Source organism: Paraburkholderia sp. J10-1 (assembly GCF_905220165.1).
Lineage (GTDB): Bacteria > Pseudomonadota > Gammaproteobacteria > Burkholderiales > Burkholderiaceae > Paraburkholderia.
In genome coordinates this window covers 1-17,291 of the sequence record NZ_CAJMYW010000006.1, presented here as the reverse complement: position 1 = coordinate 17,291, position 17,291 = coordinate 1, and the positions used below count along the sequence as shown (strand labels likewise).

Sequence of the window (17,291 nt, the reverse complement as noted above, 5' to 3'; positions counted from 1 at the left end):
CCCCTCCGACGATAAAAAAAATCCGCCCCTTTCACTGCGGCTTGTCGAACGTGGTACGCCCGCAACAAAAAAGTTCCCGTTATTTTACCTGGTAGTGCGCCTGGGTAGGCGGGCTGTCACACATTGTTATCCAAATCGCTGGCGGTGCATCTGATTCCGGTTCGCACTGCGGCGTTTGCGCCACGCTCAAGGCGCTTTTGAGCGCTTCGGCGCCACTCCTCTAATAGGTATACGCAGGCGGCGGGCGAGGGTGTCGTGCATGGTAGAATCGCGTGATGCGCTGCGTCCGCGGCGTCCATGCGACAGCTGGGCGTCTCGCGGTGGCCGCGGCGACCTCCGTCCTTCCAGTTGGGGCGAGGCGCTAGCACACCGCGTGCCCAAATAAGACATCGATAATGGATCAATTCGCCAAAGAGACTCTGCCAATCTCCCTCGAGGAGGAAATGCGCCGCTCGTATCTCGATTACGCGATGAGCGTGATCGTCGGGCGGGCACTTCCGGATGTTCGTGACGGCCTCAAGCCCGTCCACCGGCGCGTGCTCTACGCAATGCACGAGCTGAATAACGACTGGAACCGCGCTTACAAGAAGTCGGCGCGTATCGTCGGCGACGTCATCGGTAAGTACCATCCGCACGGCGATACGGCCGTCTACGACACCATCGTGCGTATGGCGCAGGACTTCTCCCTGCGCTACATGCTGGTCGACGGCCAGGGCAACTTCGGCTCCATCGACGGCGACAACGCCGCCGCCATGCGATACACCGAAATCCGCATGGCGAAGATCGGCCACGAGCTGCTGGCCGACATCGACAAGGAAACGGTCGACTTCGGGCCGAACTACGACGGCAGCGAAAGCGAGCCGCAGATCCTGCCCGCGCGCATTCCGAACCTGCTGATCAACGGCTCGTCGGGTATCGCGGTCGGCATGGCGACGAACATTCCGCCGCACAATCTCAACGAAGTTGTCGACGCCTGCCAGCACCTGCTGAAAAACCCGCAGGCGACGATCGACGAGCTGATCGAGATCATCCCCGCACCCGATTTCCCGACCGCCGGCATTATTTATGGCGTCGCCGGCGTGCGCGACGGCTATCGCACCGGCCGCGGCCGGGTGGTGATGCGCGCGGCCACGCACTTCGAGGAAATCGATCGCGGTCAGCGCATGGCGATCATCGTCGACGAGCTGCCGTATCAGGTGAACAAGCGTTCGCTGCTCGAGCGCATTGCCGAGCTCGTCAACGAGAAGAAGCTCGAAGGCATTTCCGATATTCGCGACGAATCGGACAAGAGCGGCATGCGTGTTGTGATCGAGCTCAAGCGCGGTGAAGTGCCCGAGGTCATCCTCAACAATCTTTACAAGGCGACGCAGCTGCAGGACACGTTCGGCATGAACATGGTCGCGCTGGTGGACAACCAGCCGAAGCTGCTGAACCTGAAGGAAATGCTCGAGCATTTCCTCTCGCATCGCCGCGAAGTGCTCACGCGCCGCACGGTGTACGAGCTGCGCAAGGCGCGCGAACGCGGCCACGTGCTCGAAGGTCTCGCCGTTGCGCTCGCGAACATCGACGACTTCATCGAACTGATCAAGGCCGCGCCCACGCCGCCTATCGCGAAGCAGGAGTTGATGAACCGCTCGTGGGATTCGTCGCTCGTGCGCGAGATGCTCACGCGTGCGGAGCAGGACAACGCGGCCGCGGGCGGGCGCGGCGCCTACCGTCCGGAAGGGCTGAACCCGCAATATGGTATGCAGGCCGACGGCCTCTACCGTCTGTCCGACACGCAGGCGCAGGAAATCCTGCAAATGCGCCTCCAGCGCCTGACTGGCCTGGAGCAGGACAAGATCATCGGCGAGTACCGCGAAGTCATGGCGCAGATCGCCGACCTGCTCGACATCCTTGCGCGTCCCGAGCGTGTAACTACCATGATCTCCGACGAACTCACCTCGATCAAGAGCGAATTCGGCGATGCCCGCCGCTCGAAGATCGAGATGAACGCCACGGAGCTCAACACCGAAGACCTGATCACGCCGCAGGACATGGTCGTGACCATGTCGCACGCCGGTTATGTGAAATCGCAGCCGTTGTCGGAATATCGAGCCCAGAAGCGCGGAGGTCGCGGCAAGCAGGCGACCTCGATGAAGGACGACGACTGGATCGACACCCTCTTTATCGCCAACACGCACGACCACATTCTGTGCTTCTCGAATCGCGGCCGCGTGTACTGGGTGAAGGTGTATGAAGTGCCGCAAGGCTCGCGCAACTCGCGCGGCCGTCCGATCGTCAACATGTTCCCGCTGCAGGACGGCGAGAAGATCACGGTCGTGCTGCCGGTCAAGGAGTTCTCGGCCGACAAGTTCGTTTTCATGGCCACCGCGTTGGGTACGGTCAAGAAGACGCCGCTCGAAGCGTTCAGCCGCCCGTTGCGCAAGGGTATTATTGCGGTCGGTCTCGACGACGGCGACTACCTGATCGGCGCCGCGATCACCGACGGCGAGCACGACGTGATGCTGTTCTCCGACGCCGGCAAGGCCGTGCGTTTCGACGAGAACGACGTGCGCCCGATGGGCCGCGAAGCGCGCGGTGTGCGCGGCATGCAGCTCGAAGACAATCAGCAGGTCATCGCGCTCCTCGTGGCAGGCGACGAGCAGCAGTCGGTGCTCACCGCGACCGAGAACGGTTACGGCAAGCGCACGCCGATCACGGAGTACACGCGCCATGGCCGCGGCACGAAGGGCATGATCGCAATCCAGACTTCGGAGCGTAACGGCAAGGTGGTTGCGGCCACACTCGTCGACCCGGAAGCGCAGATCATGTTGATCACCACCACGGGCGTTTTGATTCGCACGCGCGTGTCGGAAATTCGCGAAATGGGCCGTGCAACGCAAGGTGTTACACTCATCAGCCTTGACGAAGGGACGAAGCTCTCCGGACTCCAGCAGGTCGCCGAAGCAGACGCAGAGGCGGACGCCGAAGGTGAAGGCGAGCCGGGCGAAGGCGAAGAGTGATGCTCCATCCAGGCCCGCAGAAGTGCGTTCAATCGATGCGCTTACGCGGGCTTTAAGGTGGGTTTCAGCGAACCTTGTTAGTGTCAGCTAAATGAATGGTGTGCCGGGCGGACCGGCCGGCGGGCGCACAACGCAAATGAACGCCAATGCGGCGCCCCGCAGTCCGCGCGGCAGTGCAAATCGATTAATTTCTCAAAGGGAGTAATGATGCAAAAACGATTCAAGCAGGTGATGTTGCTGGCCGCTCTCGTGCCGACGTTTGCCATGGCTCAGGCGCTCCAGAACCAGGCGCCCGCCCCCCAGGCACCGGCAGCGGCTGCAGCACCCGTCGATCCGGCCAAGCAGGCCGCGATCAAGGACCTGCTCGACGCGATCGACGCACAGAAGCTCGTCGGCGCAATCGGCAACAGCGCCCAGATGCAAGCCAAGCAGCTTGTCCCGGCAATCCTGTCGGACGCGCTCTCGGAAAACAAGACGATGACGGACAAGCAGAAGCAAGCTGCCGTCCCGTCGCTGCAGAAGAACGCCGTGCCGAAGCTGGTTGACTCGGCAGGCCAGGTCTTCGCGACCGACTCGTTCAAGCAGGACGCCATGCAAGCTCAGTACGACGCGTATGCGAAGTACTACAGCACGCAGGAAATCAAGGACCTGACCACGTTCTACCGCAGCCCGACCGGCCGCAAGTTCATTCAGGTTCAAGACCAGGTTGGCCGCGACGTCGTGAACAGCCTGATGCAGAAGTACATGCCGCAGTCGATCAAGGCAACGCGCGACCAGGCCGACAAGGAAGTCGCTTCGGTCAAGGCTGCCAAGTAAGCCTTCCGGCATTACGCGCCCTCCGGTTCGTCGCCATGAAGTACGGTAGCGGGGCCGGATTGGCCGCGTAGGCCGGGAAACCCACCGCCGCGCCACGCGTGGCGGGTTCCCGGCGACAATGCGATAATGGTCGTTTGTGCGATAAGCGCAAGCGGCCATTTTCTTTTTCTGGCGTGTTTTCCGGTGGTTTTTGCCACAACGCCTGCCTCGGGGATCCTTTTTACGATGCGCGTCTACAACTTCTCAGCCGGACCGGCAGCGTTGCCAGAAGAAGTCCTGCGTCAGGCCGCCGACGAAATGCTCGACTGGCACGGCAGCGGCATGGGCGTGATGGAAATGAGCCATCGCGGCCCGGAATTCATGCAGATTCATGCCGAGGCGCTGCTCGATCTGCGCGAGCTGATGCAGGTGCCCGCCAGTCACCAGATTCTATTTCTGCAGGGCGGCGGCATTGGCGAGAACGCGATCGTGCCGCTCAACCTGTTCGGCTCGAAGCCGCGCGCCGACTTTGTCGTGACTGGCTCGTGGTCGCAGAAGTCGCAGAAGGAAGCGCTCAAGTACGGCGAGGCGCACATTGCAGCGACGGGTCGTACCGAGGCCGGCTTCACGCATTCGCCGCCGAAGAGCGAGTGGAAGCTTTCCGACGACCCCGCTTACGTGCACCTGTGCACGAACGAGACGATCGACGGCGTCGAGACCTTCGAGATTCCCGACCTCGGTGACATTCCGCTCGTGGCTGACGCCTCGTCGCACATCCTGTCGCGCCCGATGGACATCGCCAAGTACGGCGTGCTCTACGGCGGCGCGCAGAAAAATATCGGCATGGCGGGCGTGACGGTCGTGATCGTGCGCGAGGACTTGCTCGATCGCTCGATGCCGATTTGCCCGTCGGCGTTCGAATGGAAAACCGTGGCCGCGAACAATTCGATGTTCAACACGCCGCCGACCTACGCGATCTATATCGCGGGCCTCGTGTTCAAGTGGCTCAAGCGCCAGGGCGGTCTCGAAGTCATCGAGGCGCGCAATGTGGAAAAAGCGAAGCTGCTCTACGACACGATCGACGCAAGCAGCTTCTACATTAACAAGGTGGAGCGCCGCGCGCGCTCGCGGATGAACGTGCCGTTCTTCCTCGCCGACGAAACACGTAACGCAGATTTCCTCGCCGGCGCCAAAGCGCGCGGGCTGTTGCAGCTGAAGGGCCACAAGTCCGTCGGCGGCATGCGGGCATCGATTTACAACGCGGTGCCGCTCGAGGCAGTGAAGGCGCTGGTCGAGTACATGAAGGAATTCGAGGCGAAGCACGCGTAAGCGCGCCTCGCTCACCGAGCGAAGCGGCGCCGCGCGCATCCTTTCAGATTGCCGGTTTTACGCATGGACGACGAACTCAACTCCCAACTCAAGCCGCTGCGCGAACGCATCGATGCGATCGACGCGCAACTCATCGCGCTCCTGAACCAGCGCGCCTCGGTCGCGCTCGAAGTGGGCGAGGTCAAGAAGCATTTCAACGCGCCGGTGTTTCGCCCGGAGCGCGAGCTTCAGGTGATCGAGCGCCTGCAGAACATGAGCGACGGCCCGCTCGGCAACGATCACATCAGCGCGATCTGGCGCGAGATCATGGCCGCGAGCCGCTCGCTCGAAAAGACGATTTCGGCCGCGTTCCTCGGCCCGGTCGGCACCTATAGCGAACAGGCGATGTACCAGTACTTCGGTCAGTCGATCGAAGGCCTGCCGTGCCCGTCGATCGACGAGGTGTTCCGCTCGGTCGAGGCGGGCGCCGCCGAGTTCGGCGTCGTGCCGGTCGAGAATTCGACCGAAGGCGCCGTTTCACGCACGCTCGACCTGTTCCTCGAAACGCAGCTCGTCATTGGCGGCGAAATCGCGCTGCCGATTCAGCACAATCTGATGACGCTGAGCGGCAACCTGAACGGCGTGAAGCGCGTGTGCGCGCACCCGCAGGCGCTCGCGCAGTGCCAGCACTGGCTGACCGCGAACGCGCCGCAGCTCGAGCGTCAGCCGGTGTCGAGCAATGCGGAAGCCGCGCGTCTGGCCGCCGCCGACCCGACGGTTGCGGCGATTGCCGGCGACCGCGCCGCCACGCACTACGGTTTGCTGATCGCCAACGCGCTGATCCAGGACGACCCGCACAACCGCACGCGCTTCGTGATGATCGGCAAGCAGCCGGCGGGCGCGACGGGCCGCGACCAGACCTCGATGATCGTTTCGGTGAAGAACGAGCCGGGCGCGGTGTACAAGCTGCTCGAACCGCTCGCGCGCCACAGCGTGTCGATGACGCGTTTCGAGTCGCGGCCGGCACGCCTTGGCAGCACGTGGGAGTACTACTTCTACATCGACTTCGAAGGCCATCGCGACGAACCCGCCGTGGCCGCCGCGCTCGACGAACTCAGCAAGAAAGCCGCGTTTCTGAAGATTCTCGGCTCGTATCCGCGCGCGCGCTAAAGCGCGGAAGGTGCGGGCGGCCCACCGCCGAACGCCGCCCAATCGCCGCCCGCCGCATGAGGATGCCGGGCGGCGCGCCTTTCCCGATCCGTCCCAACCGGCCGTTGTACGCCCGGCGCCTTGAGCCCTGGAGAGACGCATGACCACGCAATTCGGCCCCTCGTATGTGCGCGCAATCGCGCCTTACATCGCCGGCAAACCGATTTCCGAAGTCGCCCGCGAGTTCGGGCTCGACGAGGCGCGCATCGTGAAGCTCGCGTCGAACGAGAATCCGCTCGGCGTGCCCGAGTCGGCGCAGCGTGCAATCGCGCAGGCCGCGAGCGAACTGGGCCGCTATCCGGATTCGAACGCGTTCGAGTTGAAGGCCGCGCTGGCCGCGCGCTACGACGTGCCGGCCGAATGGATCACGCTTGGCAACGGCAGCAACGACATTCTCGAAATGGCCGCGCATGCGTTCGTCGAGCGCGGCCAGTCGATCGTTTATTCGCAGTACTCGTTCGCGGTCTATGCTCTCGCGACGCAGGGCCTTGGCGCGCGCCATCTCGTCACGCCGGCCGTGCACTACGGGCACGATCTCGACGCGATGCTCGCGGCAATCGATGAAGACGCACGTCTCGTGTTCGTGGCGAATCCGAACAACCCGACTGGCACGTTCATCGACGGTGCGAAGCTCGAGGCGTTCATCGCGAAGGTGCCCGCGCATGTCGCAGTCGTGCTCGACGAGGCGTACACGGAATACCTCGCGGCGGAGAAGCGCTACGACTCGATCGCGTGGGTGCGCCGCTATCCGAACCTGCTCGTTTCGCGCACGTTCTCGAAGGCCTACGGGCTCGCCGGCCTGCGCATCGGCTTTGCGATTGCGCAGCCGGAGTTGACCGATCTGCTCAACCGTCTGCGCCAGCCGTTCAACGTCAACACGCTCGCGCAGGCCGCCGCTATCGCCGCGCTTGGCGACACGGCGTTCCTCGAGCGCAGCGCGGCGCTCAACGCCGAAGGCTATCGCACGGTAACCGCCGCGTTCGAGCGTCTCGGCCTCGAATACGTGCCGTCGGACGGCAATTTCGTGCTGGTGCGCGTGGCCAAGGATGCAGCGGACGACGGCGCGGGCGAGCGCGTGAACCTCGCGCTGCTCAAGCAGGCTGTGATCGTGCGGCCGGTGGGCAACTATGGTTTGCCGCAGTGGCTGCGTGTGACGATCGGTTTGCCCGAGGAGAACGCGGCGTTCGTCGCGGCCCTCGAGCGAGCGCTCGGCGCGCCTTGAGCGCGCGACCTTTACTCTATTCGGTGGCGTCGTGATTGCGTTTTCGTTTAACAAACTCGTGATTTTCGGTGTGGGCCTGATCGGCGGGTCGCTCGCGCGTGCGTTGCGCGAGCGCGGTTCGTCTGCACGAGAGGGCGCGCAGGTGATTGGCGTGGGCCGCAGCGCGCACTCGGTGTCGCGCGCGCTCGAACTCGGCGTGATCGACGCCGCCGCGACGCTCGACGACGAAGCGGCGCTCGCCGCCGCGCTCGATGGCGCCGATATCGTGTTGATCGCCGCACCCGTTGCGCAAACCCAGGCGCTGCTCGAGCGCATCGCGCCGCACCTCGGCAGCGAGACCATCGTCACCGACGCCGGCAGCACCAAGAGCGATGTGATCGCCGCGGCCCGTGCGGCGCTCGGTGCGCGCATCGCGCAGTTCGTGCCGGGACACCCGATCGCCGGGCGCGAGTCGAGCGGCGTCGACGCTGCGCTGCCCGATCTCTACGTGGGCCGCAACGTCGTGCTGTGCCCGCTCGAGGAAAACGCGCCGGCATCGGTCGAGCGCATTGCCGCGATGTGGCGCGCCACGGGTGCCGTGATCGGCGAGATGCCGGCGGCGCAACACGACCGCGTATTCGCTTCGGTGAGCCATCTGCCGCACGTGCTGTCGTTTGCACTCGTCGACCAGATTCTCGCTTCGCCCGACGCGCAACTGAAGTTCTCGTTCGCGGCGGGCGGCTTTCGCGACTTCACGCGTATTGCCGCGTCGAGCCCCGAAATGTGGCGCGACGTGTGCCTTGCGAACCGCACCGCGCTGCTTGCCGAACTCGACGGCTACACTGAGGTGCTGGCGAGGCTGCGCGCGGCGATCGAAGCCGGCGACGGCGCAGCGCTCGAAACCGTGTTTGCGCGTTCGCGCGCGGCGCGCGAGGCATGGCAAGAGCGCGGCGGCAAGGGCGCCGCGGCGGCCATCGACGCAGCACCAGGCAAATAAGCAAGCAGGACTTAAGCCCGGCGGCGCGAGCGCCGCAAAAACCAGGCTGCAACCCAGGCATTCTCAGGACACGCTCATGGAACACCTCGATCTCGGACCGTTCACCCATGCGTCCGGCACGATCCGTCTGCCCGGCTCGAAAAGCATCTCGAACCGCGTGCTGCTGCTCGCGGCGCTGGCCGAGGGCGACACGACCATCACGAACCTGCTCGACTCCGACGACACGCGCGTCATGCTCGACGCGCTGGAAAAGCTCGGCGTGAAATTGAAGCGCGAGGGCGACACCTGTGTCGTGCAGGGCACGCGCGGCGCGTTCCAGGCAGTGCGCGCCGATCTCTTTCTCGGCAATGCGGGCACGGCGGTGCGACCGCTTACGGCCGCGCTCGCGGTGAACGGCGGCGACTACCGCATTCACGGCGTGCCGCGCATGCACGAGCGGCCCATCGGCGACCTCGTGGACGGCCTGCGCCAGATCGGCGCGAAGATCGATTACGAGGAGAACGAAGGTTTTCCGCCGTTGCGTATCCGCCCGGCGCCGATTTCGGTCGAGGCGCCGATCCGCGTGCGCGGCGACGTGTCGAGCCAGTTCCTTACCGCGCTGCTCATGACGCTGCCGCTCGTGCGCGCGAAGGACGGCATGACGATCGTCGAGGTGGACGGTGAACTGATCTCCAAGCCCTACATCGAAATCACGATCAAGCTGATGGAGCGTTTCGGCGTGAAGGTCGAGCGCCACGGCTGGCATCGTTTCGAGATCCCGGCGGGCGTGCGTTACCAGTCGCCCGGCAAGATCATGGTGGAGGGCGATGCGTCTTCCGCGTCGTACTTCCTCGCCGCGGGCGCGATTGGCGGCGGCCCGCTGCGCGTGGAAGGCGTGGGGCGCTCGAGCATCCAGGGCGACGTTGAATTCGCGGCGGCGCTCATGCGCATGGGCGCGAACGTCACGGTCGCCGACGACTGGATCGAAGTGCGCGGGATCGGCAACGATCACGGCAAGCTCGACCCCATCGACATGGACTTCAACCTGATTCCCGACGCGGCCATGACGATCGCGGTCGCCGCGCTGTTCGCCGATGGCGCGACCACGTTGCGCAACATCGCGAGCTGGCGCGTGAAGGAAACCGACCGCATCGCCGCGATGGCCACCGAGCTGCGCAAGGTGGGCGCGAATGTGGAAGAGGGCCCCGATTACCTGATCGTGCGCCCGCCCGAGAAACTTACGCCGAACGCCGCAATCGACACCTACGACGATCACCGCATGGCGATGTGCTTCTCGCTCGTGAGCCTCGGCGGCGTGCCGGTGCGCATCAACGACCCGAAGTGCGTCGGCAAGACGTTCCCCGATTATTTCGAGCGCTTCCTGGCGCTCGCGCAACCTTGATTCAAACGAAGCCGAGTACCTTTGCCGCATGAAATCGACCCGTCCCTTTTATCCGACGCCCGTCATCACGATCGACGGCCCGACCGCTTCCGGCAAAGGCACGGTGGCCGCGCTGGTCGCCGCCCAACTCGGCTTTCACCTGCTCGACAGCGGCGCGCTGTACCGGCTGGCGGCGCTCGCGAGCGTGCGCTACACAATTGCCGCCGACGACGCCGAGAGCCTGGCGAAACTGATCGATGACCTCCATATCACGTTCCGCGAGGGGCTCGCACAGCTCGACGGCGTTGACGTTTCGAACGATATTCGCGCCGAGGAGGTGGGCAACCGCGCCTCGATGATCGCCGCGCATCCGGCCGTGCGCACGGCGCTCGTGGCGCGCCAGCGGGCGTTTCGCAAGCTTCCCGGGCTCGTGGCGGACGGCCGCGACATGGGCACCGTGATCTTCCCGGACGCCGTTCTGAAGGTGTTTTTGACGGCCAGCGTGGAGGCTCGCGCGGCCCGCCGGCATAAGCAATTGATCCAAAAAGGTTTTTCTGCTAATATGGATGACTTGCTTCGGGATTTGCGTGAACGCGACGCGCGCGACAGTAACCGCGCGGCTGCGCCGCTCAAGCCCGCAGCAGATGCGCAGCTTCTCGATACTTCGGCGCTCTCCGTCGACCAGGCGGTCGAACAGGTGGTGCGGTGGTATCAGGGGGCGAGCCAACTGCGGCCCGTGCGGTAATTCACGAGCGCGGCAAAGCGCAGTAAAGAAAGCAGTAGCAGTGCCAGTTGGTGCCCTGGAAAGAAACAGGGCGTGTGTTAAACCCTTTAACCCAGTATGGCTTTTGCATCTGTGCCGCGAGCGTAAGCGTTCCGGCCTCAACGCACCACCGGTCAAGACTGGCCAACGGTGCAGCGAAAACCATGCAAATCCAGATTTTTATGTCCGACCTGCAAACCTCCACCCCCAATACCGAATCCTTTGCGGCTCTGTTCGAAGAGTCGCTGACCCGCCAGGACATGCGCGCCGGCGAAGTCATCTCCGCTGAAGTCGTGCGCGTCGACCACAACTTCGTGGTCGTGAACGCTGGCCTGAAGTCCGAGGCTTATATTCCTATCGAGGAATTCCTGAACGACCAGGGCGAAGTGGAGGTTCAGGCGGGTGATTTCGTTTCCGTCGCGATCGACGCGCTGGAAAACGGCTACGGCGACACGATCCTGTCGCGCGACAAGGCGAAGCGTCTCGCTTCGTGGCTGTCGCTGGAAAAGGCCCTCGACAACAACGAACTCGTGACCGGCACGATCACGGGCAAGGTCAAGGGCGGCATGACCGTCATGGTCAACGGCATCCGCGCGTTCCTGCCGGGTTCGCTCGTCGACACGCGTCCGGTCAAGGACACGACGCCGTACGAAGGCAAGACCCTCGAATTCCGCGTCATCAAGCTCGACCGCAAGCGTAACAACGTCGTGCTGTCGCGCCGCGCAGTGATCGAAGCCACGCAAGGCGAAGAGCGCGCAAAGCTGCTCGAAACGCTGAAGGAAGGCGCGATCGTCAACGGCGTGGTCAAGAACATCACCGACTACGGCGCGTTCGTGGACCTCGGCGGTATCGACGGCCTGCTGCACATCACCGACATCGCATGGCGTCGCGTGCGTCACCCGAGCGAAGTTCTCTCGGTTGGCCAGGAAGTCACCGCGAAGATCCTCAAGTTCGACCAGGAAAAGAACCGCGTTTCGCTCGGTATCAAGCAACTGGGCGACGATCCGTGGGAAGGCATCTCGCGCCGTTACCCGTCGGGCACGCGCCTGTTCGGTAAGGTCACGAACATCACCGACTACGGCGCGTTCGTCGAAGTCGAATCGGGCATCGAAGGCCTGGTTCACGTGTCGGAAATGGACTGGACCAACAAGAACGTTGCTCCGTCGAAGGTTGTCCAGCTGGGCGACGAAGTCGAAGTCATGGTCCTCGAGATCGACGAAGACCGCCGCCGCATCTCGCTCGGCATGAAGCAATGCAAGCCGAATCCGTGGGATGACTTCAGCCGCAACTTCAAGAAGGGCGACAAGCTGCAAGGCGCAATCAAGTCGATCACCGACTTCGGCGTGTTCATCGGTCTGCCTGGCGGCATCGACGGTCTGGTTCACCTTTCGGACCTGTCGTGGTCGGAAGCTGGCGAAGAAGCCGTTCGCAAGTACAAGAAGGGCGACGAAGTCGAAGCCGTGGTTCTGGGCATCGACGTCGAGAAGGAACGCATTTCGCTCGGCATCAAGCAGCTCGAAGGCGACCCGTTCAGCAACTTCGTTGCAATCAACGACAAGGGCGCAACGGTCGACGGCGTCGTGAAGTCGGTGGACGCGAAGGGTGCAGTTATCACCCTGACGGCGGACGTCGAAGGCTACCTGCGTGCTTCGGAAATCGCGCAAGACCGCGTGGAAGATGCTCGCAACGTGCTGAAGGAAGGCGACAAGGTCAACGCGATGATCATCAACATCGATCGCAAGTCGCGTGGCATCAACCTGTCGATCAAGGCTAAGGACTCGGCTGAGACGCAGGAAGCACTGCGCAGCATGTCGGCTGATTCGGGTCAGGCTGCCACCGGCACGACCAACCTCGGCGCGCTGCTCAAGGCCAAGCTCGACGGCCAGAACCAGTAAGCCTCAAACGGGGGCAAGCTGAAGTATGACCAAATCTGAATTGGTCGCGCAGCTGGCTACGCGATTTCCGCAACTTGTTCTCAAGGACGCGGATTTCGCGGTCAAGACGATGCTCGATGCGATGTCCGAGGCGCTTGCCAAGGGCCATCGCATCGAAATTCGTGGCTTTGGCAGCTTCGGCCTGAATCGTCGGCCGTCGCGCGTTGGGCGCAATCCCAAGTCGGGTGAAAAGGTGCTGGTGCCTGAGAAGTTCGTACCGCACTTCAAGCCGGGCAAGGAACTGCGCGAGCGCGTGGACCGTAATTCGGGCGAGCCGCTGAAGGCGGACGAGCCGGACGACGACCTGTAAGCGTTGGATCGTTTTTGCGATCAGGCGATTGCGGTCGTCGGCGGTCAATGCCAGATGGCCAGAATGCATGGACCGGTAAAAAGCGCTGGGGTGAACCACCCCGGCGCTTTTTTTTCGTCTGCGCCTTTTCGACGCTGTTTGCGTTGGCGCCCCGGTTTGATCTGGCGCCGCGCTCGCTCACACGTGTCGGCGCGCGAGCCGTTCAATTACAATACGGGACACTTCGGCGCGGCTTGTGCTGCGGCGCAGCATGTCCGCCACGCCGGCGCCTTTCTCAACTGCCAAGAGAATCCTTCAATGAGATTGATCGCCTGGGTGATCCGTGTGCTGGTGTTCGTGCTGCTGCTCGTACTCGCGCTCGCCAACACGCAAACCGCGACGCTGAACTTTCTGGCCGGATATTCGTGGCAGGCTCCGCTGATCCTGATCGGCCTCGCGTTCTTTGTGGTGGGGCTGCTGGCGGGGCTGCTTTCCGCGCTGCCTGGCGTGTTCCGGCTGCGCATGGAAAACGGCCGCCTCAAACGCGACCTGCGTGTGGCGCGTGAAACGCCCACGCCGAGCGTCGAGCCGCCGCTGCCGCCGCTCATCTGATTTGTATTGCCGTGCCGCGCGCCTGGACGGGTGCGGCTGATTTTCCGCTCATACCATCGCTCGCATGGATCTCGATTTTTGGTGGCTCCTCGTCATTCCCGTGGCTTTCGCGCTCGGCTGGATGGCGTCGCGCTACGACCTGAAGGCACTCCTTTCCGAAAGCGCCAACCTGCCGCGCTCGTATTTCCGCGGGCTGAATTTCCTGCTCAACGAACAGCCGGACAAGGCCATCGACGCGTTCATCGAGGTCGCCAAGCTCGACCCTGAAACCGTCGAACTGCACTTCGCGCTCGGCAATCTGTTTCGCCGCCGCGGCGAGACCGATCGCGCGATCCGCGTGCATCAGAATTTGCTCTCGCGCTCCGACCTGCCCGTGAACGAGCGCGACCACGCGCTCTATGAACTCGGCCAGGACTTCCTGAAGGCCGGCATGCTCGACCGCGCCGAGGAAACCTTCGGCAAGCTCAAGTCGGGCGACTTCGCGCTTGGCGCACAGCGCGCGCTGCTCGCGATCTACGAGATCGAGAAGGACTGGAACCGCTGCATCGACACCGCACGACATCTCGAAACGATGGGCGCGGCTTCGCTCGACCTCGAGATCGCGCAGTTCCATTGCGAGCTCGCTCAGGAAGCGCTCCAGCAGAAGAAGCCCGACGAAGCACGCCGTCAGCTGACGCTGGCGCTCAAGGCCAATGCACAGAACGTGCGCGCGACGATCCTCGCGGGCGATGTCGATGCGGCAAGCGGTGATTGCGAGACGGCGCTTCGTCACTGGCGCGAAGTCGAGGCGCAAAACCCCGCGTATTTACCGCTCGTCGCTGAAAAGGTCATGAAGGCCTATGAGACGCTCGGCCGCGCCGAAGAGGGCGCGCAACTGCTCACGACGTGGGTCGATGCGTATCCGTCCAACGACCTGCTCGACGTCGCGTACAAGCATGTCGCCGCGCTGCGCGGCGCCGAAGCGGCGCACTCGCTCGCCCGCACGCAGATGGAGAAGTCCCCGAATCTCGCCGGCATGGCGCGCCTGCTCGAAGCGCAGCAGGCAACGGCCGAAGAGCCGCGCCGCAGCGAACTCGAACTGATGCGCAAGCTGCTCCAGCAGCGCACCAAGAACCTGCCTCGTTACACCTGCCAGAACTGCGGCTTCCGGGCGCGCCTCTTCTACTGGCAGTGTCCTGGCTGCAGCGGTTGGGAAACCTATGCGCCGCGCCGCGTCGAGCCGGTTCCCGCGTCGAGCTGAGCCTAAGGGCAGCGCCCGTTGCCGGGCGCCTGGGCGGCCACGCACACACAGTCAATACAACATCAGCATCTGTCACCGGAGCGCCTATGAAGATCACCATTGTCGGTACCGGCTACGTCGGCCTCGTCACCGGTGCGTGTCTTGCCGAAATCGGCCACGACGTGTTTTGCCTCGATGTCGATCCGCGCAAGATCGACATCTTGAATGGCGGCGGCGTGCCGATTCACGAACCGGGCCTGCTCGAACTCATCGCGCGCAACCGCGCGGCCGGGCGCATCACGTTTTCCACCGACGTGGCGGCGAGCGTCGAGCACGGCGAGGTGCAGTTCATCGCCGTGGGCACGCCGCCTGACGAAGACGGCTCGGCCGATCTCCAGTACGTGCTCGAGGCGGCGCGCAGCATTGGCCGCCACATGAACGGCTTCAAGGTGGTCGTCGACAAGTCGACGGTCCCGGTCGGCACGGCGCAGCGCGTACACGGCGTGCTGGCCGAAGAACTGGCCAAGCGCGGCCTTATGCACAGCGTCGACCATCGCTTCTCGGTCGTCTCGAACCCCGAGTTCCTGAAAGAGGGCGCGGCCGTGGACGACTTCATGCGCCCGGACCGCATCATCATCGGGCTCGACGAGGACGAGAACGGCGACGCCGCGCGCGAGAAGATGAAGCGCCTCTACGCGCCGTTCAACCGCAATCACGAGCGCACGATCTACATGGACGTGCGCTCCGCTGAATTCACGAAGTACGCGGCCAACGCCATGCTCGCCACGCGCATCTCGTTCATGAACGAGATGGCGAATCTCGCCGACCGCGTGGGCGCCGACATCGAGTCGGTGCGCCGCGGCATCGGTTCCGATCCGCGCATCGGCTATCACTTCCTGTACGCGGGCTGCGGCTACGGTGGCTCGTGCTTTCCGAAGGACGTGCAGGCGCTGATCCGCACGGCCGCGGAGTCGGGCCAGAACCTGCGCGTGCTCGAAGCGGTCGAGGAGGTCAACCACGGCCAGAAGGAGGTGCTCGTCAAGAAGATCGCCAAGGTGTGCGGCGAAGACCTCACGGGCAAGCACTTCGCGGTGTGGGGCCTCGCATTCAAGCCGAACACCGACGATATGCGCGAAGCGCCGAGCCGCCGTCTGATCGCCGACCTGCTTGCGCGCGGCGCGACGGTGGCCGCGTGGGATCCGGTCGCGGCCGAGGAAGCGCAGCGTGTATTCGCGCTCGATCTCGCGCACGCGCCCGAGCAGCATGCGCGCCTTTCGTTCGCGTCGAGCCAGGACGACGCGCTCACGGACGCTGACGCGCTCGTGATCGTCACCGAATGGACCGCGTTCAAGGCGCCCGACTTCGTGCACTTGAAGAAGGTGCTCAAGGCACCGCGTATCTTCGACGGACGCAATCTCTACGAGCCCGACGCCATGGCAGAGCTCGGCATTGACTATCACTCGATTGGGCGGCCCCATGTCAATCTCGCAAACTCCGCAGCCTGAAGCCGCGCCTGTCAGCGCGCTTGTCACGGCGATCGCGCCCGAAGTGCGCGTCGTGCCGCGCGAGAAGCTCGCCACCTCGCGCGTGCTCGTGGTGGGCGACGTCATGCTCGACCGCTACTGGTTCGGCGACGTCAACCGCATCTCGCCGGAAGCGCCGGTGCCGGTCGTGCATGTGCAGCGCAAGGAAGACCGCCTCGGCGGCGCCGCGAACGTCGCGCGCAACGCGGCGGCGCTCGGTGCCCATGCGGGCCTCCTGTGCGTGCTGGGCCATGACGAACCCGGCGAGCGCATCGTCGAGCTGCTCGACGAAAGCAACGTGAACGCGTATCTCGAACGCGATCCCTCGTTGCCGACCACCATCAAGCTGCGCGTGCTTTCGCGCCAGCAACAGCTCTTGCGCGTGGACTTCGAGAACACGCCCGCGCACGAGATCCTGCTTGCCGGCCTCGCACGTTTCGACGCGCTGCTGCCCACGCACGACGTGATTCTGCTCTCCGACTACGCGAAGGGCGGCCTCACGCACGTCACGCAGATGATCGCGAAGGCGCGCGCTGCGGGCAAGGCAGTTCTGGTCGACCCCAAGGGCGACGACTGGGAGCGCTATCGCGGCGCGAGCCTCATCACGCCGAACCGCGCGGAGCTGCGCGAAGTGGTGGGCACCTGGAAATCCGAGGAGGACCTGCACGCACGCGTGACGAAGCTGCGCCACGAACTGCAGTTCGACGCGCTGCTGCTCACGCGCTCAGAAGAGGGTATGACGCTCTTTTCCGACGACGGCGCGCTGCACGCGGCGGCTGACGCGCGCGAAGTGTATGATGTCTCGGGCGCCGGCGACACGGTGATCGCGACTGTCGCGGTCATGCTGGGCGCGGGTTTGCCGCTCGTCGAGGGCGTTGCGCTCGCGAATCGCGCGGCCGGCATCGTGGTCGGCAAGCTCGGTACGGCCACCGTCGACTACGACGAACTCTTTCAATAACGTTCCGCACGCGCTCGCGTAGCGCGCTCGCTCCCCGGCCGGGATTTCCGGAGAGTTTTCCCGGTTGTGGGTCAACCTCGCATCAACCTCGCGTGAACCTCGTCACCGCAGACCTATC

General features: G+C 64.1%; 14 protein-coding genes. All 14 read left to right on the top strand.

The features are described from left to right. Positions 1–395: 395 nt before the first annotated feature. The 14 genes from gyrA to rfaE1 all read left to right on the top strand — a co-directional run bounded on the left by gyrA (position 396) and on the right by rfaE1 (position 17,173). On the top strand, positions 396–3,005 hold the full coding sequence (gene gyrA / locus U5A65_RS19660; RefSeq protein WP_321947049.1) for a DNA gyrase subunit A: 2,610 nt from the start codon (positions 396–398) through the stop codon (positions 3,003–3,005). 207 nt (positions 3,006–3,212) lie between these two features. Continuing rightward, positions 3,213–3,821, top strand: a complete 609-nt coding sequence (locus U5A65_RS19655) for a DUF2059 domain-containing protein (RefSeq protein ID WP_158758339.1) — start codon at positions 3,213–3,215, stop codon at positions 3,819–3,821. A gap of 225 nt (positions 3,822–4,046) precedes the next feature. After that, positions 4,047–5,129 carry a 3-phosphoserine/phosphohydroxythreonine transaminase gene (gene serC, locus U5A65_RS19650; protein WP_321913846.1) on the top strand — a complete coding sequence of 361 codons (1,083 nt, stop codon included), beginning with the start codon at positions 4,047–4,049 and terminating at the stop codon, positions 5,127–5,129. 63 nt (positions 5,130–5,192) lie between these two features. After that, the gene (gene pheA / locus U5A65_RS19645) at positions 5,193–6,278 is read left to right on the top strand and encodes a prephenate dehydratase (protein WP_321913845.1); all 1,086 of its coding nucleotides are present in this window, start codon (positions 5,193–5,195) and stop codon (positions 6,276–6,278) included. Between the two features lie 139 nt (positions 6,279–6,417). After that, positions 6,418–7,539 (top strand): histidinol-phosphate transaminase, encoded by a 1,122-nt coding sequence (gene hisC, locus U5A65_RS19640; RefSeq protein ID WP_321947047.1) that lies wholly within the window; start codon positions 6,418–6,420, stop codon positions 7,537–7,539. A 31-nt stretch (positions 7,540–7,570) separates the two neighbouring features. After that, positions 7,571–8,515 carry a prephenate dehydrogenase gene (locus U5A65_RS19635; RefSeq protein ID WP_321947045.1) on the top strand — a complete coding sequence of 315 codons (945 nt, stop codon included), beginning with the start codon at positions 7,571–7,573 and terminating at the stop codon, positions 8,513–8,515. Between the two features lie 76 nt (positions 8,516–8,591). Beyond that, positions 8,592–9,896, top strand: coding sequence for a 3-phosphoshikimate 1-carboxyvinyltransferase (aroA, locus tag U5A65_RS19630; protein ID WP_321913842.1), 1,305 nt, complete (start codon positions 8,592–8,594; stop codon positions 9,894–9,896). A 28-nt stretch (positions 9,897–9,924) separates the two neighbouring features. Then, positions 9,925–10,620 (top strand): (d)CMP kinase, encoded by a 696-nt coding sequence (cmk, locus tag U5A65_RS19625; RefSeq protein ID WP_321913841.1) that lies wholly within the window; start codon positions 9,925–9,927, stop codon positions 10,618–10,620. Positions 10,621–10,802: 182 nt separating this feature from the next. Continuing rightward, the gene (gene rpsA, locus U5A65_RS19620) at positions 10,803–12,533 is read left to right on the top strand and encodes a 30S ribosomal protein S1 (protein WP_321913840.1); all 1,731 of its coding nucleotides are present in this window, start codon (positions 10,803–10,805) and stop codon (positions 12,531–12,533) included. Positions 12,534–12,558: 25 nt separating this feature from the next. Beyond that, a complete protein-coding gene (locus U5A65_RS19615; RefSeq protein WP_027817382.1) occupies positions 12,559–12,882 on the top strand; it encodes an integration host factor subunit beta in 324 nt (107 codons plus the stop codon). Between the two features lie 297 nt (positions 12,883–13,179). Continuing rightward, complete coding sequence (locus U5A65_RS19610) at positions 13,180–13,473, top strand: lipopolysaccharide assembly protein LapA domain-containing protein (RefSeq protein WP_028208175.1); 294 nt, start codon at positions 13,180–13,182, stop codon at positions 13,471–13,473. Positions 13,474–13,537: 64 nt separating this feature from the next. Beyond that, positions 13,538–14,713: a lipopolysaccharide assembly protein LapB gene (lapB, locus tag U5A65_RS19605; protein ID WP_321913839.1), complete on the top strand. Its 1,176-nt coding sequence runs from the start codon at positions 13,538–13,540 to the stop codon at positions 14,711–14,713. Positions 14,714–14,799: 86 nt separating this feature from the next. Continuing rightward, positions 14,800–16,197: a UDP-glucose/GDP-mannose dehydrogenase family protein gene (locus tag U5A65_RS19600; RefSeq protein WP_321947044.1), complete on the top strand. Its 1,398-nt coding sequence runs from the start codon at positions 14,800–14,802 to the stop codon at positions 16,195–16,197. Beyond that, the gene (gene rfaE1 / locus U5A65_RS19595) at positions 16,169–17,173 is read left to right on the top strand and encodes a D-glycero-beta-D-manno-heptose-7-phosphate kinase (protein WP_321947042.1); all 1,005 of its coding nucleotides are present in this window, start codon (positions 16,169–16,171) and stop codon (positions 17,171–17,173) included. The genes U5A65_RS19600 and rfaE1 overlap by 29 nt, the downstream gene beginning before the upstream one ends. Positions 17,174–17,291: the final 118 nt, after the last annotated feature.

Excerpts from the sequence above, each read along its gene's own strand:
- gyrA (WP_321947049.1), top strand. The coding sequence starts at position 396 with ATGGATCAATTCGCCAAAGAGACTCTGCCAATCTCCCTCGAGGAGGAA.
- U5A65_RS19655 (WP_158758339.1), top strand. The coding sequence starts at position 3,213 with ATGCAAAAACGATTCAAGCAGGTGATGTTGCTGGCCGCTCTCGTGCCG.
- serC (WP_321913846.1), top strand. The coding sequence starts at position 4,047 with ATGCGCGTCTACAACTTCTCAGCCGGACCGGCAGCGTTGCCAGAAGAA.
- pheA (WP_321913845.1), top strand. The coding sequence starts at position 5,193 with ATGGACGACGAACTCAACTCCCAACTCAAGCCGCTGCGCGAACGCATC.
- hisC (WP_321947047.1), top strand. The coding sequence starts at position 6,418 with ATGACCACGCAATTCGGCCCCTCGTATGTGCGCGCAATCGCGCCTTAC.
- aroA (WP_321913842.1), top strand. The coding sequence starts at position 8,592 with ATGGAACACCTCGATCTCGGACCGTTCACCCATGCGTCCGGCACGATC.
- cmk (WP_321913841.1), top strand. The coding sequence starts at position 9,925 with ATGAAATCGACCCGTCCCTTTTATCCGACGCCCGTCATCACGATCGAC.
- rpsA (WP_321913840.1), top strand. The coding sequence starts at position 10,803 with ATGCAAATCCAGATTTTTATGTCCGACCTGCAAACCTCCACCCCCAAT.
- U5A65_RS19615 (WP_027817382.1), top strand. The coding sequence starts at position 12,559 with ATGACCAAATCTGAATTGGTCGCGCAGCTGGCTACGCGATTTCCGCAA.
- U5A65_RS19610 (WP_028208175.1), top strand. The coding sequence starts at position 13,180 with ATGAGATTGATCGCCTGGGTGATCCGTGTGCTGGTGTTCGTGCTGCTG.
- lapB (WP_321913839.1), top strand. The coding sequence starts at position 13,538 with ATGGATCTCGATTTTTGGTGGCTCCTCGTCATTCCCGTGGCTTTCGCG.
- U5A65_RS19600 (WP_321947044.1), top strand. The coding sequence starts at position 14,800 with ATGAAGATCACCATTGTCGGTACCGGCTACGTCGGCCTCGTCACCGGT.
- rfaE1 (WP_321947042.1), top strand. The coding sequence starts at position 16,169 with ATGTCAATCTCGCAAACTCCGCAGCCTGAAGCCGCGCCTGTCAGCGCG.